General features: G+C 36.0%; 16 protein-coding genes and 1 pseudogene. 15 read left to right on the top strand and 2 right to left on the bottom strand.

What is annotated here, in order from left to right; translation table 11 throughout:
* Positions 1-88 precede the first annotated feature (88 nt).
* From M5A78_RS08280 to M5A78_RS08250, 7 genes are all read left to right on the top strand, one after another.
* Complete coding sequence (locus M5A78_RS08280; protein ID WP_248734811.1) at positions 89-1,129, top strand: ribonucleotide-diphosphate reductase subunit beta; 1,041 nt, start codon at positions 89-91, stop codon at positions 1,127-1,129.
* The gene (locus M5A78_RS08275) at positions 1,129-1,578 is read left to right on the top strand and encodes a flavodoxin domain-containing protein (RefSeq protein WP_248734810.1); all 450 of its coding nucleotides are present in this window, start codon (positions 1,129-1,131) and stop codon (positions 1,576-1,578) included. Before M5A78_RS08280 ends, M5A78_RS08275 begins: the two co-directional genes overlap by 1 nt.
* Before the next feature lie 108 nt (positions 1,579-1,686).
* On the top strand, positions 1,687-3,582 hold the full coding sequence (locus M5A78_RS08270; protein ID WP_248734809.1) for an anaerobic ribonucleoside triphosphate reductase: 1,896 nt from the start codon (positions 1,687-1,689) through the stop codon (positions 3,580-3,582).
* A complete protein-coding gene (nrdG, locus tag M5A78_RS08265; RefSeq protein ID WP_248734808.1) occupies positions 3,579-4,061 on the top strand; it encodes an anaerobic ribonucleoside-triphosphate reductase activating protein in 483 nt (160 codons plus the stop codon). Before M5A78_RS08270 ends, nrdG begins: the two co-directional genes overlap by 4 nt.
* A 681-nt stretch (positions 4,062-4,742) precedes the next feature.
* On the top strand, positions 4,743-6,056 hold the full coding sequence (locus M5A78_RS08260) for an alkaline phosphatase (RefSeq protein ID WP_248734807.1): 1,314 nt from the start codon (positions 4,743-4,745) through the stop codon (positions 6,054-6,056).
* A 404-nt stretch (positions 6,057-6,460) separates the two neighbouring features.
* The gene (locus M5A78_RS08255) at positions 6,461-6,922 is read left to right on the top strand and encodes a MarR family winged helix-turn-helix transcriptional regulator (protein ID WP_248734806.1); all 462 of its coding nucleotides are present in this window, start codon (positions 6,461-6,463) and stop codon (positions 6,920-6,922) included.
* A complete protein-coding gene (locus M5A78_RS08250) occupies positions 6,915-7,796 on the top strand; it encodes a hypothetical protein (protein ID WP_248734805.1) in 882 nt (293 codons plus the stop codon). Before M5A78_RS08255 ends, M5A78_RS08250 begins: the two co-directional genes overlap by 8 nt.
* 602 nt (positions 7,797-8,398) lie before the next feature.
* Here the strand turns inward: M5A78_RS08250 and M5A78_RS08245 are convergent.
* Complete coding sequence (locus M5A78_RS08245; RefSeq protein WP_248734804.1) at positions 8,399-11,524, bottom strand: efflux RND transporter permease subunit; 3,126 nt, start codon at positions 11,522-11,524, stop codon at positions 8,399-8,401.
* Between the two features lie 442 nt (positions 11,525-11,966).
* On the opposite strand from M5A78_RS08245, the gene pssA reads away from it, so the two are divergent.
* The 8 genes and pseudogenes from pssA to M5A78_RS08205 all read left to right on the top strand — a co-directional run bounded on the left by pssA (position 11,967) and on the right by M5A78_RS08205 (position 21,813).
* Positions 11,967-12,458, top strand: a complete 492-nt coding sequence (gene pssA, locus M5A78_RS08240) for a CDP-diacylglycerol--serine O-phosphatidyltransferase (RefSeq protein WP_248734803.1) — start codon at positions 11,967-11,969, stop codon at positions 12,456-12,458.
* A 172-nt stretch (positions 12,459-12,630) separates the two neighbouring features.
* The gene (locus M5A78_RS08235; protein ID WP_248734802.1) at positions 12,631-13,956 is read left to right on the top strand and encodes a DedA family protein; all 1,326 of its coding nucleotides are present in this window, start codon (positions 12,631-12,633) and stop codon (positions 13,954-13,956) included.
* A 30-nt stretch (positions 13,957-13,986) separates the two neighbouring features.
* Positions 13,987-14,703, top strand: coding sequence for a response regulator transcription factor (locus M5A78_RS08230; protein ID WP_248734801.1), 717 nt, complete (start codon positions 13,987-13,989; stop codon positions 14,701-14,703).
* Positions 14,681-16,060, top strand: coding sequence for a sensor histidine kinase (locus M5A78_RS08225; protein ID WP_248734800.1), 1,380 nt, complete (start codon positions 14,681-14,683; stop codon positions 16,058-16,060). Before M5A78_RS08230 ends, M5A78_RS08225 begins: the two co-directional genes overlap by 23 nt.
* Positions 16,061-16,581: 521 nt before the next feature.
* A complete protein-coding gene (locus M5A78_RS08220) occupies positions 16,582-18,126 on the top strand; it encodes an ArnT family glycosyltransferase (protein WP_248734799.1) in 1,545 nt (514 codons plus the stop codon).
* Positions 18,127-18,510: 384 nt separating this feature from the next.
* Positions 18,511-19,307: pseudogene (locus tag M5A78_RS08215) on the top strand (COG4705 family protein).
* A gap of 413 nt (positions 19,308-19,720) precedes the next feature.
* Complete coding sequence (locus M5A78_RS08210; protein WP_264760446.1) at positions 19,721-20,968, top strand: MFS transporter; 1,248 nt, start codon at positions 19,721-19,723, stop codon at positions 20,966-20,968.
* A gap of 239 nt (positions 20,969-21,207) precedes the next feature.
* Entirely contained in the window at positions 21,208-21,813 is a 606-nt protein-coding gene (locus M5A78_RS08205; RefSeq protein WP_248734798.1) for an undecaprenyl-diphosphatase, read from the top strand.
* 47 nt (positions 21,814-21,860) lie between these two features.
* On the opposite strand, the gene arcC is transcribed toward M5A78_RS08205, so the two are convergent.
* Positions 21,861-22,823 carry a carbamate kinase gene (gene arcC, locus M5A78_RS08200; protein ID WP_248734797.1) on the bottom strand — a complete coding sequence of 321 codons (963 nt, stop codon included), beginning with the start codon at positions 22,821-22,823 and terminating at the stop codon, positions 21,861-21,863.
* Between the last annotated feature and the right edge of the window lie 30 nt (positions 22,824-22,853).

Genomic DNA, 22,853 nt, shown 5'->3' with positions numbered 1-22,853 from the left:
GCATGAGATGATTCACTTCATGAACAAACACTAAAGTCAAAATAGTGTAACGGTGACAAACGAAAAAACATGTAGGAGGGGATTTCTTATGAATCAAACTTTAACTAAAATGAAGCTGCTGAATCCAGAGTTTCCAAATAAATCAACAGGGATTATTAACGGAAAATCTTCTGGAATCTTAAATTGGAATGATATTGCCTATCCGCAAATGTATGATTTATATCAAACATTGTTGTCGAACTTTTGGAAAGCACAAGAGATTAATATGCAAGATGATATTAAGCAATGGGATTTTCTTAGTTCCGTAGAACAAGATGTTTTTTTGCGGGTTAATACCCAGCTAGCTTCATTAGATAGTTTGCAAACACCCATAATGAGTCAAGTAATGGATTATGTGACGGACTCAAGTTTTAAAGCAATATTTGCAGTTATTTCTCAGCAGGAAGCGGTTCATAACGAATCATATTCCTATATTTTAAGCTCGCTTGTTCCCTTACAAGAACAAAATGCCCGCTTTAATCAAGCAAAAGATGATCCAATTGTACAAAAACGGAACGCTCTCATTTTAGAAGCGTATGAAGCGTTTCATATGAATCCAACACCGCAAAATTTATTTAAACTCGCGGTTAATTCCATCAATTTAGAAGGTATTTATTTTTATTCGGGCTTTGCTTTCTTTTACAATCTAGCTCGTAGACAAAAAATGTTGAAAACAAGCACAATGATTAGTTATATCCAACGTGATGAAATGCAGCATGCGTACTTGATTTCCCAATTTATTCGCCTTATGTTGACGGAAAATCCTGAAATGAATTCAAAAGAGAATATTGATTATATATATGAAACCATAAGCAAGGCGGTAGAATTGGAAAAAGAATGGTCATATTATATCTTAAAAGATATAGAAGGAATTGATTTACTTGAATTTGAAGGATATGTTGAATACCTTGCCAATAAACGGTTTCGCCAGCTTGGACTGAAAAATCTTTATTCAGATCGAGAGAATCCAATGCCATGGATTCATGTTTTTAGTGACGAAATGTTAAATGAAACAAAATCAGACTTTTTTGAGCAAAAGTCGCGTAACTATTCAAAGGTGACGCAATCCAACGGATTTGATGAATTGTAATGAAAATAGCCATGGTCTATGCGTCTAGAACTGGGAATACCGAAGAACTTATCAAATGTCTTTACGAACGGTTTCTACCTCATTTTTCAAACATCGTTTTATATGAAGTGGATGAATTTGCACTTTCCCAACTATCAGAATACGATGCAATCGTCATCGGCACCTATACTTGGGGAGACGGAGAAATTCCGCCAGATATGTTTTTCTTATATGAAGCGTTTGAAAAGCAAAATGTAAAACATATGATAACAGGAGTGGTTGGGTCAGGAGATCGTTTTTACCCTCATTTTTGTGGAGCAGTTGATGAATTTAGAGATATGTTATATGTCCAAACAAATCTTGCGGTAACGTTAAAAATAGAACTTTTTCCACAAGAAAGTGACATGGAGCGCTGTAATCAATTTGTCGATTTCTTTATTAAACGGGTAAAAAGAAAAAGTTTGACATAGATTGCGTTCGATAAGAGCGTTTATTTTACTAGTTTTAATTGTTACTTGCAAAATGGTCTAAAAAATCCTTTACATAATAAATATCAATCAGAATAGGTAGTGAACAAAATGAACAAGCTATTTGAAAAATTTCAAGAAATAGTTGACAGCAGTAATCAAGATTTAATTCAGGAAAACGCCAATGTTGATGGCTTATCTCCGATGGGGATGATGAGCTTATTTGGCTCAACGAGCTCTAGAGCCTATACAGTCGAAAAATTATTATCAGAAGATGTCAAACAGGCTTATTTAGGCGGGTATATTCATATTCATGACATGGATTTTTACCCAACCGGAACCACCACTTGCACGCAGATTCCATTAGCTAAATTATTAAATGATGGATTTAATACAGGACATGGACATATGAGAGAGCCAAAATCCATTACAAGTGCGATGGCACTCACAAGTATTATCTTCCAAGCGAACCAAAACATGCAGCATGGCGGTCAATCTATACCTTGCTTTGACTATGATCTAGCTCCTTACGTTCAGAGATCATTTGAAAAGAAACAGAAATTAGTAAAAGGACTTTCAGTTGGCCTTTCTGAAGAAGAGATCGAAGAAAAAGCATGGGATCTAACAGATTATGAAGTCCTTCAAGCATGTGAAGCTTTAATTCATAACTGTAACAGTATGCATAGTCGTGGAGGCGGCCAAACTCCTTTTGTGTCTATAAATTTAGGAACAGATACATCAAAAGAAGGAAGAATAGTCACTAAGAATCTCCTTTTGGCTACTCAAAAAGGATTAGGAAATGGCGAAACACCTATCTTTCCAATCACTGTTTTTAAAATTAAAGAGGGCGTAAACTTTAATGAAGTCGATCCAAACTATGATTTGTATTTACTTTCATTAGAAACAACAGGCAAACGGTTATTTCCGAACTACGTGTTTATTGATGCACCTTTTAATCTACAATACTATGATGGTACACCTGAAAGTGAAATTGCCACGATGGGCTGTAGAACACGAGTAATTGGAAATGTAAATGGGAGAGAGACACCAGTAGGAAGAGGAAACCTTTCTTTTACAACTCTTAATTTACCGCTTATTGCGATTGAATCTACATCATTGGATGATTTTAAAGAGAAGCTAGAAGAATATACAGATATCTGCATTAAACAATTATACGAACGCTATCTCTATCAATCTGAAAAAACACCAGCCAACTTTAAGTTTTTGTATGGGCAAGGCATATGGTGGAATGGAGAAGCACTAGAACCTCATGAAAAATTAACCGAAATCCTTAAACAAGGGACTCTTTCGGTTGGATTCGTTGGATTGGCAGAAGCTTTAGTTCAATTAACAGGAAAACATCATGGTGAGAGCGATGAATCTTTCAAACTAGGATATGAAATCATTCGATTTTTACGTAAGAAAATGGATCAAGCTACAATAGATTCCGGATTAAATTACTCTTTACTGGCTACCCCTGCTGAATCTAATGCAGGAAAAGCATTAAGAACAACTAAAGCGAAACATGGAGTAATTAAAGGTGTTACAGATAGAGATTACTTCACAAACAGCTTCCATGTACCTGTTTACTATCCTATCAGTGCCATTAATAAAATCAAAATTGAGGCTCCTTTCCACGACCTAACTAATGCAGGACACATTACGTATGTTGAAGTAGATGGAGATCCAAGCCGTAATATTGATGCATTAGATACATTAGTTCGGGCTATGCAAAAATATGGGATTGGATACGGGAGTATTAATCATCCAGTGGATAGATGTATGGACTGCGGCTATCAAGGGATTATCGATAATGAATGTCCGAAATGTGGAAACCATGATGAATTCAACATTGAGCGTATCAGAAGAATTACAGGCTATTTAGTTGGCTCATTAAATAGATGGAATTCAAGTAAACGTAGCGAAGAACGGGATCGGGTTAAGCACCAACTATCGGGTGTCGAGTATCTCAAAAAGACCAATGTCCTTAGTGAGAAAACAAAATGAGAGTCTTAGACATCCTTCATGACTCTATTGTTGATGGTAAAGGTTTAAGAACAGTAATCTTTTTTGCAGGTTGTCCCCACCATTGCCATGGCTGTCACAATCCACAATCATGGAACTGTGAGAATGGAATGGAATGGACCGAAACGGAAATTTTTCAAGAAGTCATGCAAAATGAACTATCAAATGTAACGTTTAGTGGTGGTGAATCTTTTCTTCAAGCAAAGGAAATTACTCCACTCGCTCAAAAATTGAAACAAGAAGGAAAGAACATTTGGTGTTATACTGGCTATCTTTACGAGGAATTAATGCAAAATCCTGATCATGCTGCCCTGCTTAAACAAATTGACGTATTAGTGGATGGAAGGTTTGACTTAACAAAGCGAGACTTATCCCTATGCTTTAAAGGAAGTTCAAATCAAAGGATCATTAATGTAGCAAATAGTCTTGGACGAGGAGAGATTATAGAGGAACTCAGTTAGCTCTTTATGATATATTTGAAACCCGATTGCTTGAAAAGAAAGCGATCTGCATAAGAGGAAGGAAGGCTGTGGAAGATTTCTATGACACAGAGAAATAAAAACGGGCAAGTTTCTTCAATAAGATTGGATTAATAATCTTTCACAATTTGGTGTTTTCTTTAACAAGAACGTTCTTTTTGGAAAAACAATGTTATTTATCGGTCTTCAACAATCGGGCGCTTTAATGGAATAAAGTTCATAGAAATGATTAAACTTTTTAATAATAGAATGATTCAATTGAAAATACTTAGAGCATGTTTTGATCAATCTCTTTTTCAAAACAGGCTCTTTCTTTTTGTTCGTTTATCAAGGTTATTAGTATCAATTTGATCAAACAATATTCTAAAGCAACATTTATTTGATTTCATTGTAAAGGAATTGTAAATGTTTGTAATAAACCACAATGGGTAGTTTTTAATACCTTAGCATTAAACACCAGGTTTTAAGTGAGTGAATAAGGTAATTACTCACTTTTTAGTGAAATAAATAAGGGCAAATTACTAGATAAACGAATTTCTTGGTTTTTATATAAGTGAAAATTCCTAATTTTAAAAATTCACCTTACATTAACCCGACTTTAAAAGGTATTTAATAATAACGAATTATCATTCATTATGAACAATATAATTGGAGGGGAAAAACATGAAAAGAATTAAAAAGAATGTATTAACTATCGTAGCAATTTCTTCTATTGCATTAGGGATGGCCGCTGGGACCAACATACCTATCGAAACCGTTGAAGCTAATGGAAATGTAAATAATGGAAAAGTTAAAAATGTTATTTTTATGATTCCTGATGGTTATTCAGCCTCATACGCCACAAATTATCGTTGGTTTAAAGGTCAAGAGACTCTTATGGATTCTATGCTTGTTGGTATGCACCAATCCTATTCAGCTAACTCTGAAGTGACAGATTCAGCAGCGGCTGGAACAGCCTTTGCAACTGGTGTAAAAACGAACAACGGAATGATCAGCACCTCCCCTACAGGGAAAGAGTTAAAAACAATCCTTGAAAGGGCTGAGGAAGAAGGGAAATCGTCTGGTCTAGTAGCGACCTCAACGATTACTCATGCTACTCCAGCTGTTTTCGCATCACATGTAGCTTCTCGTGCTAATGAGGCTGATATTGCGCCACAGCTTCTCGAAAATGATGTAGACGTTATTCTTGGTGGCGGCAAGAAATATTTTCCTGATTCTCTTTTAAATCAAGCAAAAGAGCAGGGCTATGATTACTTTTCTAACAAAAATGACTTAAGTAATGCAGATAAGTCTAAAAAGTTGATTGGGTTATTTTCTGAAGACGGAATGGCACCAGAATTGGACCGCGATGCAACAAACCAGCCGAGCCTAAAAGAAATGACGAAATCTGCATTGGACGTTCTTAAAAAAGATAATGACGGTTTCTTCCTAATGGTTGAAGGCAGCCAAATAGATTGGGCCGGTCACGCTCACGACGCAGCTTGGGCAATGAAAGACGCTGAAGCATTTGAGCAAGCATTAGCTGAAGTGATTGATTTTGCCAAGAAGGATAAAAATACTCTAGTTGTTGTTGCTGGAGACCACGATACAGGCGGTATGTCTGTTGGAGGATATGGTCAGTACGACGCGAAAGTAGAGGTACTGCGAAACGTGACTGCAACTGGTGATTATATGGCAAGTAAATTGGATGCAACTCGCAGCAACATTAAAGATGTAGTTAAACAATATTCAACAATTGATTTAACGGAAACAGAGGTTCAAAAAATTAAATCAGCTCAAAAACCAAGTATGGCTATTAATGAGGTCATATCTGAACGTGCGCTTGTAGGGTGGACAAGCACTCAACATACTGGAGTAGATATCCCACTTTACGCATTTGGACCAGGTTCCGACTTATTCAGAGGCTTACACGAAAATACTGATATTCCCGGATTAATGGCAAAAGCTATGAAGATTAATTTTACACCAACAAAATAAATCCGCTTCATTTATAAGGGGGAGAAAAGATAATTGGTTCGACTAAAAAGTAGTAAAATAATTGTTTAACAAAACCGACAGGCCAAAGTGGAGTGTACTGAAAAAGCTACGCTTCATGAAAAAATTAAATAGCTAATGAAAAATCCCCTCCATAGTAGACTGATTAGTATGCTTTCTTTTATCTGTCTACTATAAGGGGATTGTGACCTAATTTTACTTGTATCTCGGTCATACTTCAACAAAGTTAAATCAAACACCTCTTATGGTTAACCTTAAGAGATGTTTGATGTGGTAAAAAGAAAATGAATGCATAAAAATGAGAAAAACATCTTGAATATAAGCAACATATTGTGTATTGTAAATATATGCAATATGTTGCTTATATTTGTAAGGAGGTTAATTATATGGGCCAACGAGAACAGGAACAGTTTATTTTTGCCAACATTTTTTTGCTTGCAAACAAACTACAATTAATTGGTGATTCATTAATGGAGGAGACTACTCTAAAGCAGTGGTTCCTTTTAATAATGATAAAAACCATGCAAAAGGAACAGCCATCTATTTCGGAAATATCGGATTTTACGGGTAATACTCGCCAAAATACTAAAAAAATGCTGGAGAATCTTGCAAGGAAAGGCTACGTAACAATAGAAAAATCAACTGTAGATAATAGGGCATTATGTGTGTCTTTAACTGAAAAGTGCTTTGAGTATTTTGTAGTTAATGAAAAATCTGGAAATGAGTTTTTGGACAAAGTTTTCAAAAATATTGATAAGGAAAAACTTACAATTGTAATTGAATTTTTCGAGCAATTATTTCAAAACATTGATAAGTTTAACGGAAGTAAGGAAGTTAAATATGATTAAGTCTGACAATAGAGCTCTGTATATATTAACTATAGCAATTATATTTTTCGCAATAGTTTCCTCAGCCATGGGTCTTTTTTATATGGATGGAGGTAGGCCGTATAATTTTGTAAATCAATATGGGGACACCATAAAAATATATGGGGACGGAATATATACTCACGACTCATACTCTAAAGCTCTCATATCTCGGGGGACAGACTTCACCATATTGTTTATTGCAATTCCGCTCTTAATTGCTTCTTTAGTGTACGATATTAAAAGAAAAACACTAAAAAGTAGAATGCTTTTAACATCTGTAATTTCGCTGTTCACTTATTATTCTACAAGTATATCCTTTGGAGTTACTTATAATAAACTTCATTTAATTTATATAGTTCTTTTTTCCGTGAGCTTTTTTTCTTTAATTATCGCCATGAGTAGTATTGATACGAAAACTGTGTCGAAATATGTTGAAGGAACATTCTCTTATAGAGGAATAAATATTCTTTTAATTCTTACTGGAATTTCACTTGTTGTTGCTTGGTTGCCTGATATTATAGGTTCATTGTTGAGTAACCGCTCCCTCGAATTAATTGAAGTGTATACAACCGAAATTACTTATATTTTAGATATGGGTATTATCAGTCCTGTTGCGTTTATTTGCTTTTACTTGTTGAAAAAAAAGGATGGAATGGGCTTTGTTCTTTTAGAAATGCTGCTAATAGTATGCATTCTTATTGGCATCATGCTCCCAATTCAAACAATATTTCAGTTACAAGGGGGGATACAAATACCCTTCCCTGTGCTCATAACAAAAGTGGGCATCTTTTGTCTATTGGCTTTTTATGCCTTGTTTTTTGAAATACGGCTTTTCAAAAGCATAAAAGCATAAAGAGTTTGAACATAGTCTGGAATGCGAATTATTCTTACACATACCATTAATTATTTATTTTGATGAATGATATGTAAGGTAGCGGATGTTAAAAATGTGTTAGCATCTAAATTTTAAATATATAAATTATCTTAGTGCTTTGATCAAACTTTTTTATAAAAATATAACTGAAGCTTATAACAAAAGAATCCATTTTGAGCAATCTTTTTTCAAAATGGATTCTTTTTATTTAGCGAAATAACGTGCATTTGCTTAATATTTTTATCAAACTTTATTTTAAATCAACATCAAACATGTTTCTACACGTAGGGGGCGAACAGTTTAGTTGACGGGATCAATGCCCCACGCACCCGTACGTCCTACCCTAGCTACTGATATAATAGATTCTATTAAAAAAGGTCAACCAGTAAAAACTGGCTAACCTTATATTACGAACGGGGAGTTGAAGAACGATTATCGATTTTACACTTTATTTTTTAGTCAATTCCTTGTTTAATTTGTTAAAGTAGCGAACCTAAATAAAAAAACAAGGCACTTAATTTAAATAAGTGCCTTGTTACATCAAAAACTACTTCTATGATTGAAATACCTTACAGTATTTATTAGCTCATACTTTTTTCTTTTGGTGTATTAATGTTTTTAATTTCTGCTTTTTTATGCAACCACTCGTAAATGATTGGGATGATAATAAAGCTGTTAATTGTTGATGTTATCATACCTCCAATTACTACAATACCGAGGGTTTGAGAAATAACCGTATCCGCATTATGTGAAAATGCAAGTGGTAACAATGTAAGGACTGTCGCTGCTGCTGTCATTAAGATTGGTCTAATCCTTGAAAGACTACCATTCAACACAGCTTCTTTAACAGGCATTCCCTCTTTTCGATTTCTTTCGATTTTGTCAATTAACACAATACCGTTTGTTACAACAATACCTGTAAGCATTAGAATCCCGATTAAGGCAGCCAAATTCCATTCGCCGTGGAATAGAATTAATGCTATTACGACACCACTTAAAGCAAGTGGGATACTTAAAAGTACTGATAATGGAGCTCTCCATCCTTTGAAAATTGTAGAAGTAATGAGTAAAACTAAAAGGATAGAAAATGCTACGGCAACGGACATATCGAAAATCATTTGTTTTACTTGTTCAGTGATTCCTCCCAATGAATAGGTTACATCTTTAGGAAGTTTCAAGCTGCTTAGAGCTTTATCTGCTTCGCCTGACACTTTGCTAATATCATTCGATGTAATCTGTGCTGTTACAAGAGAGAATGGTTGACCATCTCGTTCGCTAATCGTTGAAGCAGACTGGTCTTTTGTAATCTTTGCTAGTTGGTCAAAACGGACCATTTCACCATTGTTCCCATTAAACGTTTCAGCAGCAAGAGATGCTAAAACATCATCCGCAGAAGCATTTAACGTAATTGTAGAGTTTGCACCTGTTGCAATTTGATCTAGATATTGGTCCACAGGAAGGGCTTTATGATCAACTGTAATCGTTGCGTCCTTAGATGAAGACATGTAACGATTAACAACGGTCAGAATGTCAGCAACTTTAACCCCTTTATCTTGAATTGCTTTTTGGTCAAATGTAACTTTGTATTTTGGTGAACCATTCGTTAAATCTACTTTTCCATCGACACTTAGGTTTGCAATTTTTGATAAGTTCGTTCTTGCTTCTTGAGCTACTTGATCCAAAGTTGCTTGGTCAGAACCAGTAAACAGGATACGCATTTGTGAGTCATCACCAGAAATGTTCTGGCTTGTGACAGTATATATCACTTTTTTAGATAATGTCGGAAGCTGTTTTTGCAACTCTTGAATAACAGAGTCTGCATCCTTGTCGTTTTTCAAAACAACAGATAAATTGGCGACATTTGGATAGGTTATAAAACCTCCACCTTGGTCAAACACGTCATCACTTTGTGGTGTCATGTTGGAACCAAAATTGGATGAATACGCATCGACTTTTGGATTTTCTTTTAATGCTTTTTCGATTTTTTGAACTTCAGAATCTACCTGAACTAACGTGCTTCCTTTTGGCAATTCTGCTTTAATGGCAATTTGTCCAATTTTTCCACTTGGTAATAAACTTACTGGAAGAAAAGCAGAATAGATACCAGCAGCTAAGAAGACTAAGATAGAAACAATAATCATTGCTTTTTTATGTTTAAAAGCAGATTGCAAGATTGGTTTCATTTTTGAATCGAGTTTGACCGTTTGTTTTTCCCCGTTTCCACCCTTCCAACCCATAAAAGCAAGTGTAGGGATGACAAGCATCGCAACAAAGAATGAAATGATTAATGCAATTACGACTGACCAGGCAAATCCACTGTAAGATGCACTGATGACGCCGCCAACAAAGGCGATTGGAATATAAACTGCAATTGTTGTTAACGTAGAACCTAATATCGCAGGAATCATTTCTATTACAGATGATGCAAGAATGGAAATAAGAGGTTTATCTTTCGATTCTTCCCGTTTTCGATACATGTTGTCCAAGATAACAATGGAATCATCGACAATACGCCCCATCGCTACAATCAAACCAGAAACCGTTAAAATGTTTAACGTGATACCCATTGACTTTAAGAAAGCAGTTGTAGCTAACAATGAAATTGGCAGCGAAATCGCAATTAATAATGTACTTCTAACATTTCGGAAGAAGAAGAACACACAGATCATTGAGAATAAACATCCAAGTAGTCCTTCTCGAACTAATCCGAAAAGAGAACTGTTTAATTCTTTTTCTCGGTCAAGTAAAACTTGGAACGAAACATCTTTTGGATTTACCGTATCCAAGTGAAGGTGTGAAACACGGTCCTTTACTTGAGCTGCAACATCCGTGATATTTGCCGATGGTGTTTTGATTACATTTAAAGTAACACTTGGTGCTCCCTTTGTTCTGGAGACGGTTTTAACGTCATTTAAGGAATGTGTTATGGTACCAAATGCTGAAACAGGAATTACTTTTCCTTCCTTATTCTTAATCGTAGCGTTTTCCATGTCCTGTGGAGTCAATTGTATGCCATCAAAAGATACTGGTATTGACAATTGGTTGTTTACAATAGTCCCCTGTGGCATTGATGGAACAGCCAAAGCAAACGATTTATTCACATCATCCAATGTTAATCCGTTTTTCACTAGGTCTTTCATGCGGACAGTTAATACATATCCATCTTTTGCTCCCCCAATTGCGGATACATCCGCTACACCAGGAACAGATTTTAATTGTTTAACAATTTCTTGTGTTGCAGTGGAACGTAGTGTTTGTTCATCCAATTTTGAGCTGGTTAAACTGTACGTCAAAATTGGGAATGAACTTGTTGTTAATCGTGTTACAGAAGGTGAGCTTGTAATCGTTGACGGAAGGTCTGCATTTGCCAGGGCTTTGTTGACTTGATCTTCCGCTAGTTTCATGTCTGTATTCATCGGAAAATACAAACTCATAAATAATCCACCATCATAAGAAGTGGTTTCCACATTGGATAAACCATCGACTGTTTTGACGGCACTCGCCAGATTATCGGTCACTTGCTGTTTTACCTGAGCTGATTGATACCCAGGTACTCTCATGCTAAAGGAAAGAGTAGTATTGTTAATCCCAGGCAAATAATCTCGTTGCATTTGGAAAGCGGAAATACCTCCCCAAGCCAAGATGATCACAACACACACAATCATAAGAATGGCTCTTTGCATGGTTGCTTCTACTAATTTTTTCAATGCTTTACCTCCAAAAATCTTTTTATATAAATTAAACCCAAATAACCTTATAGTTTTCTGTGGTGAATTCAAGAATGGTACTGCAATCAAATTGGGCAATTCAAAGTATACAAAACGAACTTGTAAGTTCCCTGAATAAAACATTAAAAATTCATGAAGCTGCAAAATGAATATTTGGTCAGGAGCGTTTTTATTTTGAATCTTAAGGCAAGTGTTTTACTGAGTGGCTTATGTATTTAGTGCAGTGTGGGCGCAGGGATTATTTTTCCTTTGAATCTCCCGCTTTTTAAATTTGGTTAAAATCAATATCAAAAAATAAGAAATTTGTGCAGGGAGAACAAAATTTTTTTCATTCTATATCATGTCTTTTTAAGAATAGCGGAAGAATATATAGAAAATGCTACTTAAGTGCAGATGATTTGTCATCGTCAGGGGGTCTACCTTGTTCAATCAGATAGTAAAAGCTGTACCCAATTTATTTACGATTGGAAATTTATTGTGTGGTGTTCTTTCAATTACTTTTAATATGAGTGGCTTTTTAGAAGTAGCCTCCATTTTTATTTTCTTTTCGGCTGTTTTAGATCTTCTTGACGGAAGGGTAGCGAGAAAATTAAAAGTGAACAGTGAATTTGGCGTAGAATTGGATTCCTTAGCTGATATTGTTAGTTTCGGAGTTGCTCCAGCACTTTTATTTCATTCGTTATCAGCACCATCCATTTTAACTTCTTTGGCGTTTATCCTTTTCCCAACGATGGGGGCAATAAGATTAGCTAAGTTTAGTGTTAAACCAACCATTGGGTATTATAAAGGATTACCTATTCCAGCGGCTGGATTGCCATTGGCTGGTATGGGATTCTTTTTATATAGCAATGCATGGATTACCTTAATCCTCGCTCTGTTAATGGTAAGTCCAATTAAGGTTAAAAAACTTTAATTTTAATATCCATTGTAAAAAAGCTGGTAACCTTTTCGAAAAGGAATTAGCTTTTTTATTTTATCCATAACCTTTTTGTTCTCTTAAAACCAGATTAAGAATTCATTAATATGGAAAATGAATTCATTTATCGTGATACATTGTATTTAAAACTAAATTTGAATTGACTTTAGTGTTTCTTTTTATAAATATTGGAGGCATATTTATGTCACAATTAATCACTTTATTTGAACAGCACAGTTATCTGATTCTATTTACAGGAATCTTTATAGAGCTTTTGGCCGTACCTATTTCAGGCGAATTTTTAATGAGCTACGCTGGCTATTTTGTATTTCAGGGTAAAATGAATTACACTTTGGCTCTCCTGACAGTCTTTGTTTCGGGCGGTGCGGGAATTACTGCAACTTATTGGATAGGTAAGGTAGGAGGATACAAACTAATTGAAAAATACGGAAAATATATCCACTTGGGACCAGAAAGATATAAAAAAACTTCGGCTTGGTTTGAGCGTTCAGGAAGTAAATTGTTGGTTTTTGCTTATTTTATACCAGGGATTAGGCATTTCACTGGTTATATTTCGGGTATTTCAAGAATGCCTTTTCGAAAATTTATTATTCCTGCTTATACAGGTTCATTTTTATGGGGATTTTGTTTTATTACCCTAGGAAAAGTATTGGGACCTCGTTGGGAGGCCTTCCATCAAGCTGCTAGTAAATATTTCATTATATTTATTATTGTTTTTGTTATATTGTTGGCAGGTTTTTTGGCCTTTCGTTTTTTTAAGAATCAAATCAAGGACTTTTTTATTCGTTTCATACAACGATTGTTGAATCATCTAAAAACCATTAGAAAAATAGAGATCTTTCTTATTTTTCTCACTTTAGTGTTAATCGGTATGGTTACCTTGATGCTGGGAATGGCTCAAGACTATTTATATGATGAGTTTAGTCAATTTAATGAAATAGCTGAATATATGGTCAAGTCTGCTATTTATATGAGTTGGATGAAAGGGTTTTTAGTATTTCAACCTCCGTTTGCACTTGCTAGCATTATTGCGATAACCATCATTCGAATTTGGAAAAAGAGACGGAACAGGGTACTTGAATATCTTCTTCTTGGGGTTTCCTTAGCGGGTGCAAAACCCTTTCATGATGCCATAATTAAAACATTTTCATACCTTCAATCATTCGGGTTTGTAGGAAAATTTCATTCCGCAAATTTTCCTGATATAAATGCTACGATTATGATTATCGTTTACGGAACCTGCTTGTTTTTACTTGTCCGTCATTCGAAAAACAAGTATTTACCCATATTTGGTCCTTTATTTGGATTAATTTTATTAATAGGACTGGCGGTTGTAAATATTGCTTCTGCCTATACCCTTCCAAGTGATATTGTGGGTGGTTATGTATATGGCTCTGTATGGATATTTTTTAACTTCTTGTTGTTTGAAATGCTACGGCTTGTTTTGGAAAAGCATAAAGTTGAGAATGATTAATGCTTTAATGGTAGAAGGGGCGAATATGAAGTGAAAACACATATTTTAGTAATCGAAGATGAGACTCAAATTGCTCGTGTCTTAAAAGTGGAATTGGAGTATGAGGGTTTTGATGTAACGGTAGAACATGATGGTAGAGCAGGATTAGAAACCGCCTTACATTCCGAAATCGACTTAATTTTATTAGATGTTATGTTGCCTGGGTTAAGTGGAATCGAGGTACTAAGGAGATTTAGAAAGGAAAACAGTAATACACCTGTTATTCTTTTAACAGCTCGAAATACAACATTTGATAAAGTAGCGGGATTGGATCAGGGAGCTAATGACTATGTAACAAAACCTTATGAAATTGAAGAATTATTAGCGAGAATTCGTGCCTGTATTCGCAATATTCCTGAAAAAGCGGAATCAAAGGAAGAATTTTCCTTATTGGCAGTTGAGGACCTGATTATAAACACGGATGCAAGAGAAGTAAAAAGGAATGGAAAGGCCGTTTCTTTAACACCGAAGGAATACGACTTTTTGGTTTATTTAGTAATGAATAAAAATAAAGTAGTTACACGGGATAACATTATAATTAACGTTTGGGGATATGAGTACGAGGGTGACACCAATGTAATTGATGTCTTTATAAGACACTTAAGGAAAAAAATTGATGAAGGCTTTTCTTTCCCTCTAATTACTACCATTAGAGGGATTGGTTTTACCATAAAGGAGAAAACGGATGAAGATCACAACAAAAATTAATCTTTTAACAACTGTTTGGATGTTGTTCATAATGGTACTCATAAATACCGTTGTCTTTTTTTTATTTATGAAAACAACGGTAAATATGGAAGAGGCTGCCCTTTTTCAAAAGGCAGGAGATATTTTAAAAGACATCGATACAAATCAATCTTCTAGTTATGTTGAGGAGAATTTAAAGGATTATTTAACCGACCATTCATTTATCAGAATCATACAACCGAAAAACAAGGTAATTCATGAAGTAACGAATGATTTGAAACTCTCAAAAAAAATTAAAGGAAAATACACGAAGACAAAGCAGGCTCAAACACGTTTAATCTCGGCGGAAAACGGGGAAGAGCAAGTTTTGGTCGTTCGAATTCCGATTAATAATGGAAATCAAAGCAATGGGAGTTTGGAAATTGGGGAAAGGTTAATGGGTTTAGAAGCCAGAAAAGAGCTCCTTCGTGCAATTTTAGTATTTTGTACGTTATTAGCAGCTTTGTTGTCAATAATCGGTGGAAGATGGTTAGCAAATATGATTATGAGACCCATTTCCAATATGATAAAAACCATGGAAGAAATTGAAATGAGCGGTGTACCTAAAAAGATAAACATTCAAAATGAGACGAAAGATGAACTCCAAACAATGGCAAGTACATTTAATCGGATGATTGATAGGCTCCAAGAAAATTTGGAGAAGCAATCACAGTTTGTTTCTGATGCATCACACGAATTAAAGACGCCGTTAACCGTCATTAAGAGTTATGCAAATATTTTAAGAAGGCAGGGGTTAGAAAATAAAGAAATGGCTGACGAAGCCATTCAAGCCATTCATTCTGAGGCAACCAGAATTCAAAAAATGACCGAGACTTTTCTAGACTTAACAAACTTAGAGAAAGAGGATGTTTTAGATATTAATGAGGTAAACTTGGTATCTTTATGCGAAAGCATACTAAAACAACTCAAGGATGTATATAGGAGAGAAATTATATTACATTATGAAGAATCTCCTATTATCATAAAAGCAGATGAATTAAAGATAAAGCAGGTAATCATAATATTGCTAGATAATGCTATGAAATATAGTAATGAAAAAATTGAGGTCTTTTTAGAAAAGGATGAAAAACATGCAATTATTCATGTAAAAGATTATGGTATTGGAATCCCAGCGGAAGAAATAGAACATATTTTTGAACGATTTTACCGAGTAGATAAGGCAAGAAGCCGAAAAACTGGTGGTTCTGGTTTGGGACTACATATAGCGAAAAGTATTATGAAACTACACAAAGGTGAAATTAAAATAAAAAGCAAAGAAGGATCAGGGACGAAAGTAGAATTGTTTTTACCAATTAGTAATAGAAATATTGAAGATTAATGAGTTTTCATTCTTTTAGGTAATACAGTAGAAGGGAAGACTTCAGCTATCATGGAGGAATGAGTTAAGATTCTATTCAACGAGGTGCAACTCTGCATGTAGAAGAAGATGAGGAGCAGAGTTGCCATTAATCCAGGAATAGCAGATATCCAAAATACTACCTGATAACTGCCATTCCATAGAGTAAATATTTATGACTCTTACTCTCCCCAAGAGTTTTTCAATTGCAAATTGTTTGGGTATATAATCATCTGTACTACTGTCCTCGATTAGTAAAATATTCTTACTAACTCCTCCGAACTTTATTTTTCCATTTTGAATATGGCATACCTTATAACTAGCTCCCTTTTATAAGATGTAATAAATAACCATCTTCTGTAAAGCATGAAAATCTCTAGCAGAGGGACTCCTAATAATACAAACATGAGTATTAACAACATTAGATTATAGGTTTTGTTGTGCTAAGTAGATGCTCATTTTTTTCATGTTGTACAATTATTGACGGGCAGGAGCAAGGATGTATGTATAGTTCATATCGTAAATTTGAAATCCTATACCCCTATTTAATCCTCATTTTGCTAGCAATTGATTTTTATAACATTTTTTATCATTTAGGGAATTTTCCTATATCTAGCTGGGATGAGGCAAGGCACGGAGTTAGTGCCTATGAAATGTTAAAACAGAAAAACTTAGTTGTAAGTACCTACCGTTACAAAATCGATTATTGGAATTTAAAACCTCCATTTAGTTTTTGGGCTGTGATGGCTGGATATAAACTAGCTGGATTTAATGCGCTTGGACTGAGAATTCTATCAGGGATTAGTTCTATGCTCACAATCATCATGGTTGCTGCTTTCGTAAATAAAAGCTACGGAAAGCTTGCCGCAATCTTATCTACACTGGCATTGTCTACTAGTACACAATTTATTATCAATCACAGTGCAAGAACTGGAGATGCAGATGCCCTTTTCGTCTTTTTATTTACTGGGAGTATTCTGTCTTTGTTACTTTCTGAACAAAATGATAAATGGCTTTATTGTTCGGGAATTGCGTTTGCTTTTGCTTTCCTTACAAAAAGCTGGCATGCGGGCAGTATTGCCATCATCATCGGATTATATGTAATCATTACCGGTAAACTTAAAAGACTAACGAAATTTAACTGGATATTACTGATCTCGTGCATGATTATCCCCATTCTTTTATGGGCGGTTGCCAGATACCAATATGACGGTTTTGCATTCTTTAGGAAAATGATTGTATATGACTTGCTTCAAAGATCTTCTACCCCTATTGAAGGACATATTGGAGGTAAACTTTACTATGTACTAGTATTGATTAGGTTTTTCGGTTTATGGCTCGCTATCTTATTTGGACTGGCCTTCCTGTATACTTTTAAGGGCTTATCGACAAAAATATTAAAATCCGAGAATAAGTTCTACAAATTGGGGATATGTTTGTGGATTATTATTCTTTTTCTATTATTTACTTTTGCTAAAACAAAAATAAGATGGTATATTCTGCCCGTTTACACGCCATTGTCAATCATCATTGGTGTGCTTGCAAGTAATTTACTGATGATGCAAGGAAGATTACGCAAAAAAATAATGCTTATACTCTCTATTTTATTTGTTTCAAGCTATTACTATGGTCAAATTCATGCTTACTTACATAGACCGATTCCGAATTTACCTCTGAGTTTGCTTCAACAAGTTCATGGACTAGACGAAGTGAAAGGTTCTAGCATATTTTTGTATCGGCCAACCAACCCGCTACCATGGCAGCAAAATGAAGTTTTGACAGCGGAGTTATATGGAGATTTGCTGGTAGAAAACGGAGGCTTAAATGATTTTTTAAAAAAGAAGAGGGCACTGCTCTTAGTACAAAAAGGACTAGAAGCTAAACAACTGTTTGAAACAAATCAGTTAGAGATCTTAACCTCTAATAAGTGGGGGTACATAGTTCGAAAGCGGGAAAAAGATGGGATAACCTTTGAGAAGAATGACAAAATAAGAATAGAGGACCGTACGTTCGAAAGGGTTACACAATCTTTTTTGAAGAATAGATAATCTATTACTGCTTGTATAGGGAAGATTTACAGCCATGTTTCCAATTCAATATCAACCAACCAGAAGAAATGAGTTCTAATGAAATCATGGCTGTACAAGCTGTAAGAACTTCAACTCGTAACACATCATCAAAGTAACCAGATAACCTTAAAGTGTGTTTTTTATAGAAAATCTACTTTGAAACTTTTGACTTTAATCCGAGGCTTTAAAGTGAATACTAGAATTTCTGGACTGTTAAGATTAATTTAATAGAATATTTATATAATCTTTAGAACCATATCTTAAGATAAGAATGGATTTATTAACATTTTTTAAAAAACTTTTGGAATGAAAAAATCCTTTCGGAGACTTAATGACCATTTATACAAAAAGGTGATGAGGTTCATGACAAAAAACACTTCCACTTTACTTACAAACGAGGGTGCTACATCACTAGGTAGGATGATGTTAAGCAAGGTTCCAGAAGTAACGATATTTTTCTGGATTATCAAGATTATGGCCACTACAGTGGGTGAGACGTTTGCAGACTTCCTGTCTGATAATCTGAAGTGGGGCTTAACAAATACCACTATATTTATGACGGTTCTTTTGATCATTACATTATACTTTCAATTTCGGGCGAAAAAGTACGTACCAAGTATCTACTGGCTTGTTGTTGTGCTCATTAGCGTTGTTGGAACACTTATCACTGATAACTTGACAGACCATTTCGGTGTTCCTTTACAAACAACAACTATTATCTTCAGCATTTTGTTGATTATGACATTTGTCGCTTGGTTTGCGAGTGAGAAGACTCTATCTTCACAACCAAACGAGAAGCTTACTATTGGTTGACCATCTTGTTCACCTTCGCCTTAGGTACTGCAGCTGGAGATCTTATATCTGAGGGGCTTAACTTAGGTTATTTGCTTTCAGCTGTAATGTTCGCTACTGCAATTGCGGTGGTGACTATCGCTCATTATTATTTTAAATTGAATTCTGTGTGGGCATTTTGGATGGCCTACATATTAACCCGTCCTTTTGGAGCTTCTATTGGTGACTTCCTTTCACAGTCTCGCAAAGATGGCGGTCTAGGTCTGGGTACGACGGGAACGAGTGCAATCTTTCTCATAATCATCCTAATCTTGGTAACCTATCTAACCAAAACAAAAAGAGACGTCAGGAACTTGTCTGAGGAGTAAGCTAGGAACTGATTTCTAAAGGTACGCTATCTTAATATTTCTGGGTCCTAGGAATTTAAGCATGAACCCAGAACTGAGGAATTAACAGGGAAACAAGAGGAATTCGCAAAAAAGTTCACGGAATCCATACAATAGTCGGTGGAAATGGAAAGAAAATCCTTAAAAGAAAAAACTTGATTTAACATTCCCTATCATTTAGAATAAAATTACAAAAAACGGAAGGGTGACCTTGGAACAATGATCTTATAATCCTATTTCTTATGAAAAAAATACAATCTTTTTTTCTGGATAGGATTAGTCTGTACTTTTATACAAGTCGATAAGATCATGTTGTCCCCACTGTTAGGGATAGTTTGTTACTTTGAAATTGTATTGTACGCCTCCTGTTCAGAAATTTACAGGAGGTTTTTATATTGGAAAATAACCATACAGAAGTTACACCAACAGGAAATTTATTTCGCAACCGTGTTTTTTTAGCCATTATCATGTCCGGATTATTTTTACAGGTAGGTATTTGGGTCCGGAACTTTGCCGTTTTACTGTTTGTAATGGAACAGACCAACGGCGACGCATTTGCAGTCTCGATGATTTCGGTGGCAGAGTTTGCGCCAATCTTTATTTTTTCCTTTATCGGCGGAACCTTTGCCGACCGCTGGGCACCGAAAAAAACTATGGTCTGGTGCGACATTTTGAGCGCTTTATCGATATTTGTCGTGCTGATTACCTTGATATTTGGCACATGGAAGATAGTGTTTTTCGCTACGTTAATTTCCGCCATCTTGTCACAATTCTCCCAGCCTTCAGGGATGAAATTGTTTAAAATGCATTTGTCGGCAGACCAAGTGCAGGCGGCGATGTCTGTCTATCAAACCGTCTTTGCTGTGTTTATGGTTTTAGGCCCGATTATTGGAACGTTCGTCTTTCAATCGTTTGGGATTGACGTCTCGATTGCTGTTACGGGCATTGCCTTTTTACTTTCAGCTGGTGCACTTGCATTCCTGCCAAAGGATCGCCCAATGGAAGAAGCGGGTGAGTCAACATTGCTACAGGAAATGAAAAGTGGAATTAAGTATGTTCTAGGGAAGAAGGAACTAAGCCTATTGGGCCTATGCTTTATGGCTGCTGGGTTGGGAATTGGGTTCATTAACCCTTTATCGATTTTCCTTGTCACTGAACAATTAAACCTGCCTAAGGAAAACCTCCAATGGCTGTTGATGGTCAATGGTGTCGGGATGATCATTGGCGGGGCTGCAGCGATGATTTTTGCTAAAAATGTGCCGCCGCAAAGACTGCTTGTTTTTGGAATGCTCGTCAATGGATTGGGCATCGCTGTTATGGGATTATCGACTAATCTTTGGATTACCCTTATTGCTGAGTTTTTTAACGGTCTAATGATGCCTTGCATTCAAATCGGAATTAATACCTTGATTTTGCAAAAAACAGAGGAAGCGTTTATCGGCCGGGTGAACGGGATATTAAGTCCGCTTTTCGCCGGATCGATGGTTATAACGATGAGTGTGGCAGGTGTATTAAAGGAGAAATTTTCGTTAGTTACTACATTTGAAACATCGGCCGTATTGTTTATCATTGGCTTGCTATTCATTATGCCGATCTACAATCAGAAGCAGCAATCAAAACCGGAAATCCTCAATTCTAAATAGTAGAGCAGAGAAATCTATTTCTCTGCTTTTTCATGAGTGCCTGACACCATTGAATACGCAACTAAAGTCGCAGTTTAAAACTAGTTTAATGGTCTATTTCATTTTATCCACTAAGCAGGTATAGTTGTTTGTATTGCGATTTAAGAAAAATTTTAGAAATAGTTAAGCCTCAGTTAAGCCCTTCTGCCGATAATGAAGTAAGGTACTGGAAAAATGATTCAAGCAGGAGGTTACACCAATTGTCTATTTCACAAGTAAATATTGATATTTTTCGATCAATCAATGATTTAGGGAAAGAATATAATTTTTTAAATCCAATCGCCATTTTCATGGCAGATTATATGTTGTATGTTTTGGCTTTAGGTATGTTAGTCTATTGGTTTACTCGAACCAATAAAAATAGAATGATGGTTCTTCAGGGAGGGCTTGCGTTCATTCTTGCAGAAGTACTTGGAAAAATAGCAGGAACACTATATTACCATCACCAGCCATTTGCTGAGCTGCCCAACGTAAACAAGCTTATTGAACATAGTATCGATAATGCGTTTCCAAGTGACCACTCCATTCTGTTTTTTTCTATCTGTTTTTCGTTTTGGTTGGTACGAAGAAAAGAGGGATGGATGTGGCTTATCTTCGCATGCATTGTAGGTATCTCCCGTATTTGGGTGGGTGTTCACTACCCTGGGGATGTTCTGGCCGGAGCTCTTATCGGGATGGGGTCAGCACTATTTACCTACTGGCTGGTGCCGAAGCTCAGCTTCATCAAAACAGCCCTAGTCAAATATGAAAAAGTAGAGCAATCCTTGTTGCCAATAAGAGAAAAAACTGAAAATAAGAATTTTTAACCAATAAAAACCTCTTTGAACCTAAAATTCAAAGAGGTTTTATCATGTTAAGCAAGAACGCCTGCTCTATGTAAGCTGACGACCGTTCCTGCTTTTCCCTCGATAGCATTAAAGGCCTGATCTAATGAAGTAATAATCGTTTTACGATCAGGGCTTGTTTCAGCAAATTTGATAGCCGCCTCTACCTTAGGAAGCATGCTGCCGGCAGCAAAATGCCCACCTTCGATATAAACATTTAACTCCTCAATACTAACATCCGCTAATTTCTTCTGCGCTGGTTTGTTAAAATCAATATACACATTGTCGACAGCAGTGAGAATGATTAAGGCATCCGCATCAACAAGCTCAGCAAGCTTTTGCGAAGCAAAATCTTTATCAATAACCGCCTCGATGCCAAGTAAGCTATTTTCAGTTTCAATGACAGGAATCCCACCGCCGCCGACAGCAATGACGATGTTTCCTTGCTGGATGAGGGAATTAATGACCGAATGCTCGCGGATGCTAACAGGTTTTGGTGATGGAACAACCCGGCGCCAGCCGCGTCCAGCATCTTCCTTAAAGAATGTAGCTGTTTCCTCCATTATTTGCCGAGCTTCTTCTTCACTGTAAAAAGGTCCAATTGGCTTTGTTGGATTTAGAAACGCAGGGTCATTTTGATCCACAACAACGCGGGTCACAACGGTCACAACATTTTTCTTAATGCCGCGTTCCTTCAATACTTTATCCATGGCGTTTTGCATCCAGTAGCCAATCATTCCTTGGCTCATCGCACCGCAGGTATCAAGCGGCATTGCTGGATTTTTCACCGAATCAGCGGCAGCCTGCTGCAGTAATATATTCCCTACCTGCGGGCCATTACCATGTGAAATAATAATATCAATGCCTTTTTCAATAAAATCTACGAGCTGCCTTGCTGTTTTTTCAAGCGCAAGCTGCTGTGCTTCGGCCGTTGCATCTCCTGATTGAATGGCATTGCCACCTAAGGCAATCACTACTTTTCGTCTTTTCATAACGAGTCACCTCTTCTATTTTCAAAAGAT

Origin of the sequence: Neobacillus rhizosphaerae (assembly GCF_937468385.1) — a bacterium.
GTDB lineage: Bacteria > Bacillota > Bacilli > Bacillales > Cytobacillaceae > Neobacillus > Neobacillus rhizosphaerae.
This window is presented reverse-complemented; position numbering and strand designations above follow the sequence as displayed.

Coding starts and splice junctions, on each gene's coding strand:
- M5A78_RS08280 (WP_248734811.1), top strand. CDS start 89: ATGAATCAAACTTTAACTAAAATGAAGCTGCTGAATCCAGAGTTTCCA.
- arcC (WP_248734797.1), bottom strand. CDS start 22,823: ATGAAAAGACGAAAAGTAGTGATTGCCTTAGGTGGCAATGCCATTCAA.
- M5A78_RS08250 (WP_248734805.1), top strand. CDS start 6,915: ATGATTAAGTCTGACAATAGAGCTCTGTATATATTAACTATAGCAATT.
- M5A78_RS08255 (WP_248734806.1), top strand. CDS start 6,461: ATGGGCCAACGAGAACAGGAACAGTTTATTTTTGCCAACATTTTTTTG.
- M5A78_RS08275 (WP_248734810.1), top strand. CDS start 1,129: ATGAAAATAGCCATGGTCTATGCGTCTAGAACTGGGAATACCGAAGAA.
- nrdG (WP_248734808.1), top strand. CDS start 3,579: ATGAGAGTCTTAGACATCCTTCATGACTCTATTGTTGATGGTAAAGGT.
- M5A78_RS08260 (WP_248734807.1), top strand. CDS start 4,743: ATGAAAAGAATTAAAAAGAATGTATTAACTATCGTAGCAATTTCTTCT.
- M5A78_RS08220 (WP_248734799.1), top strand. CDS start 16,582: ATGTATAGTTCATATCGTAAATTTGAAATCCTATACCCCTATTTAATC.
- M5A78_RS08270 (WP_248734809.1), top strand. CDS start 1,687: ATGAACAAGCTATTTGAAAAATTTCAAGAAATAGTTGACAGCAGTAAT.
- M5A78_RS08225 (WP_248734800.1), top strand. CDS start 14,681: ATGAAGATCACAACAAAAATTAATCTTTTAACAACTGTTTGGATGTTG.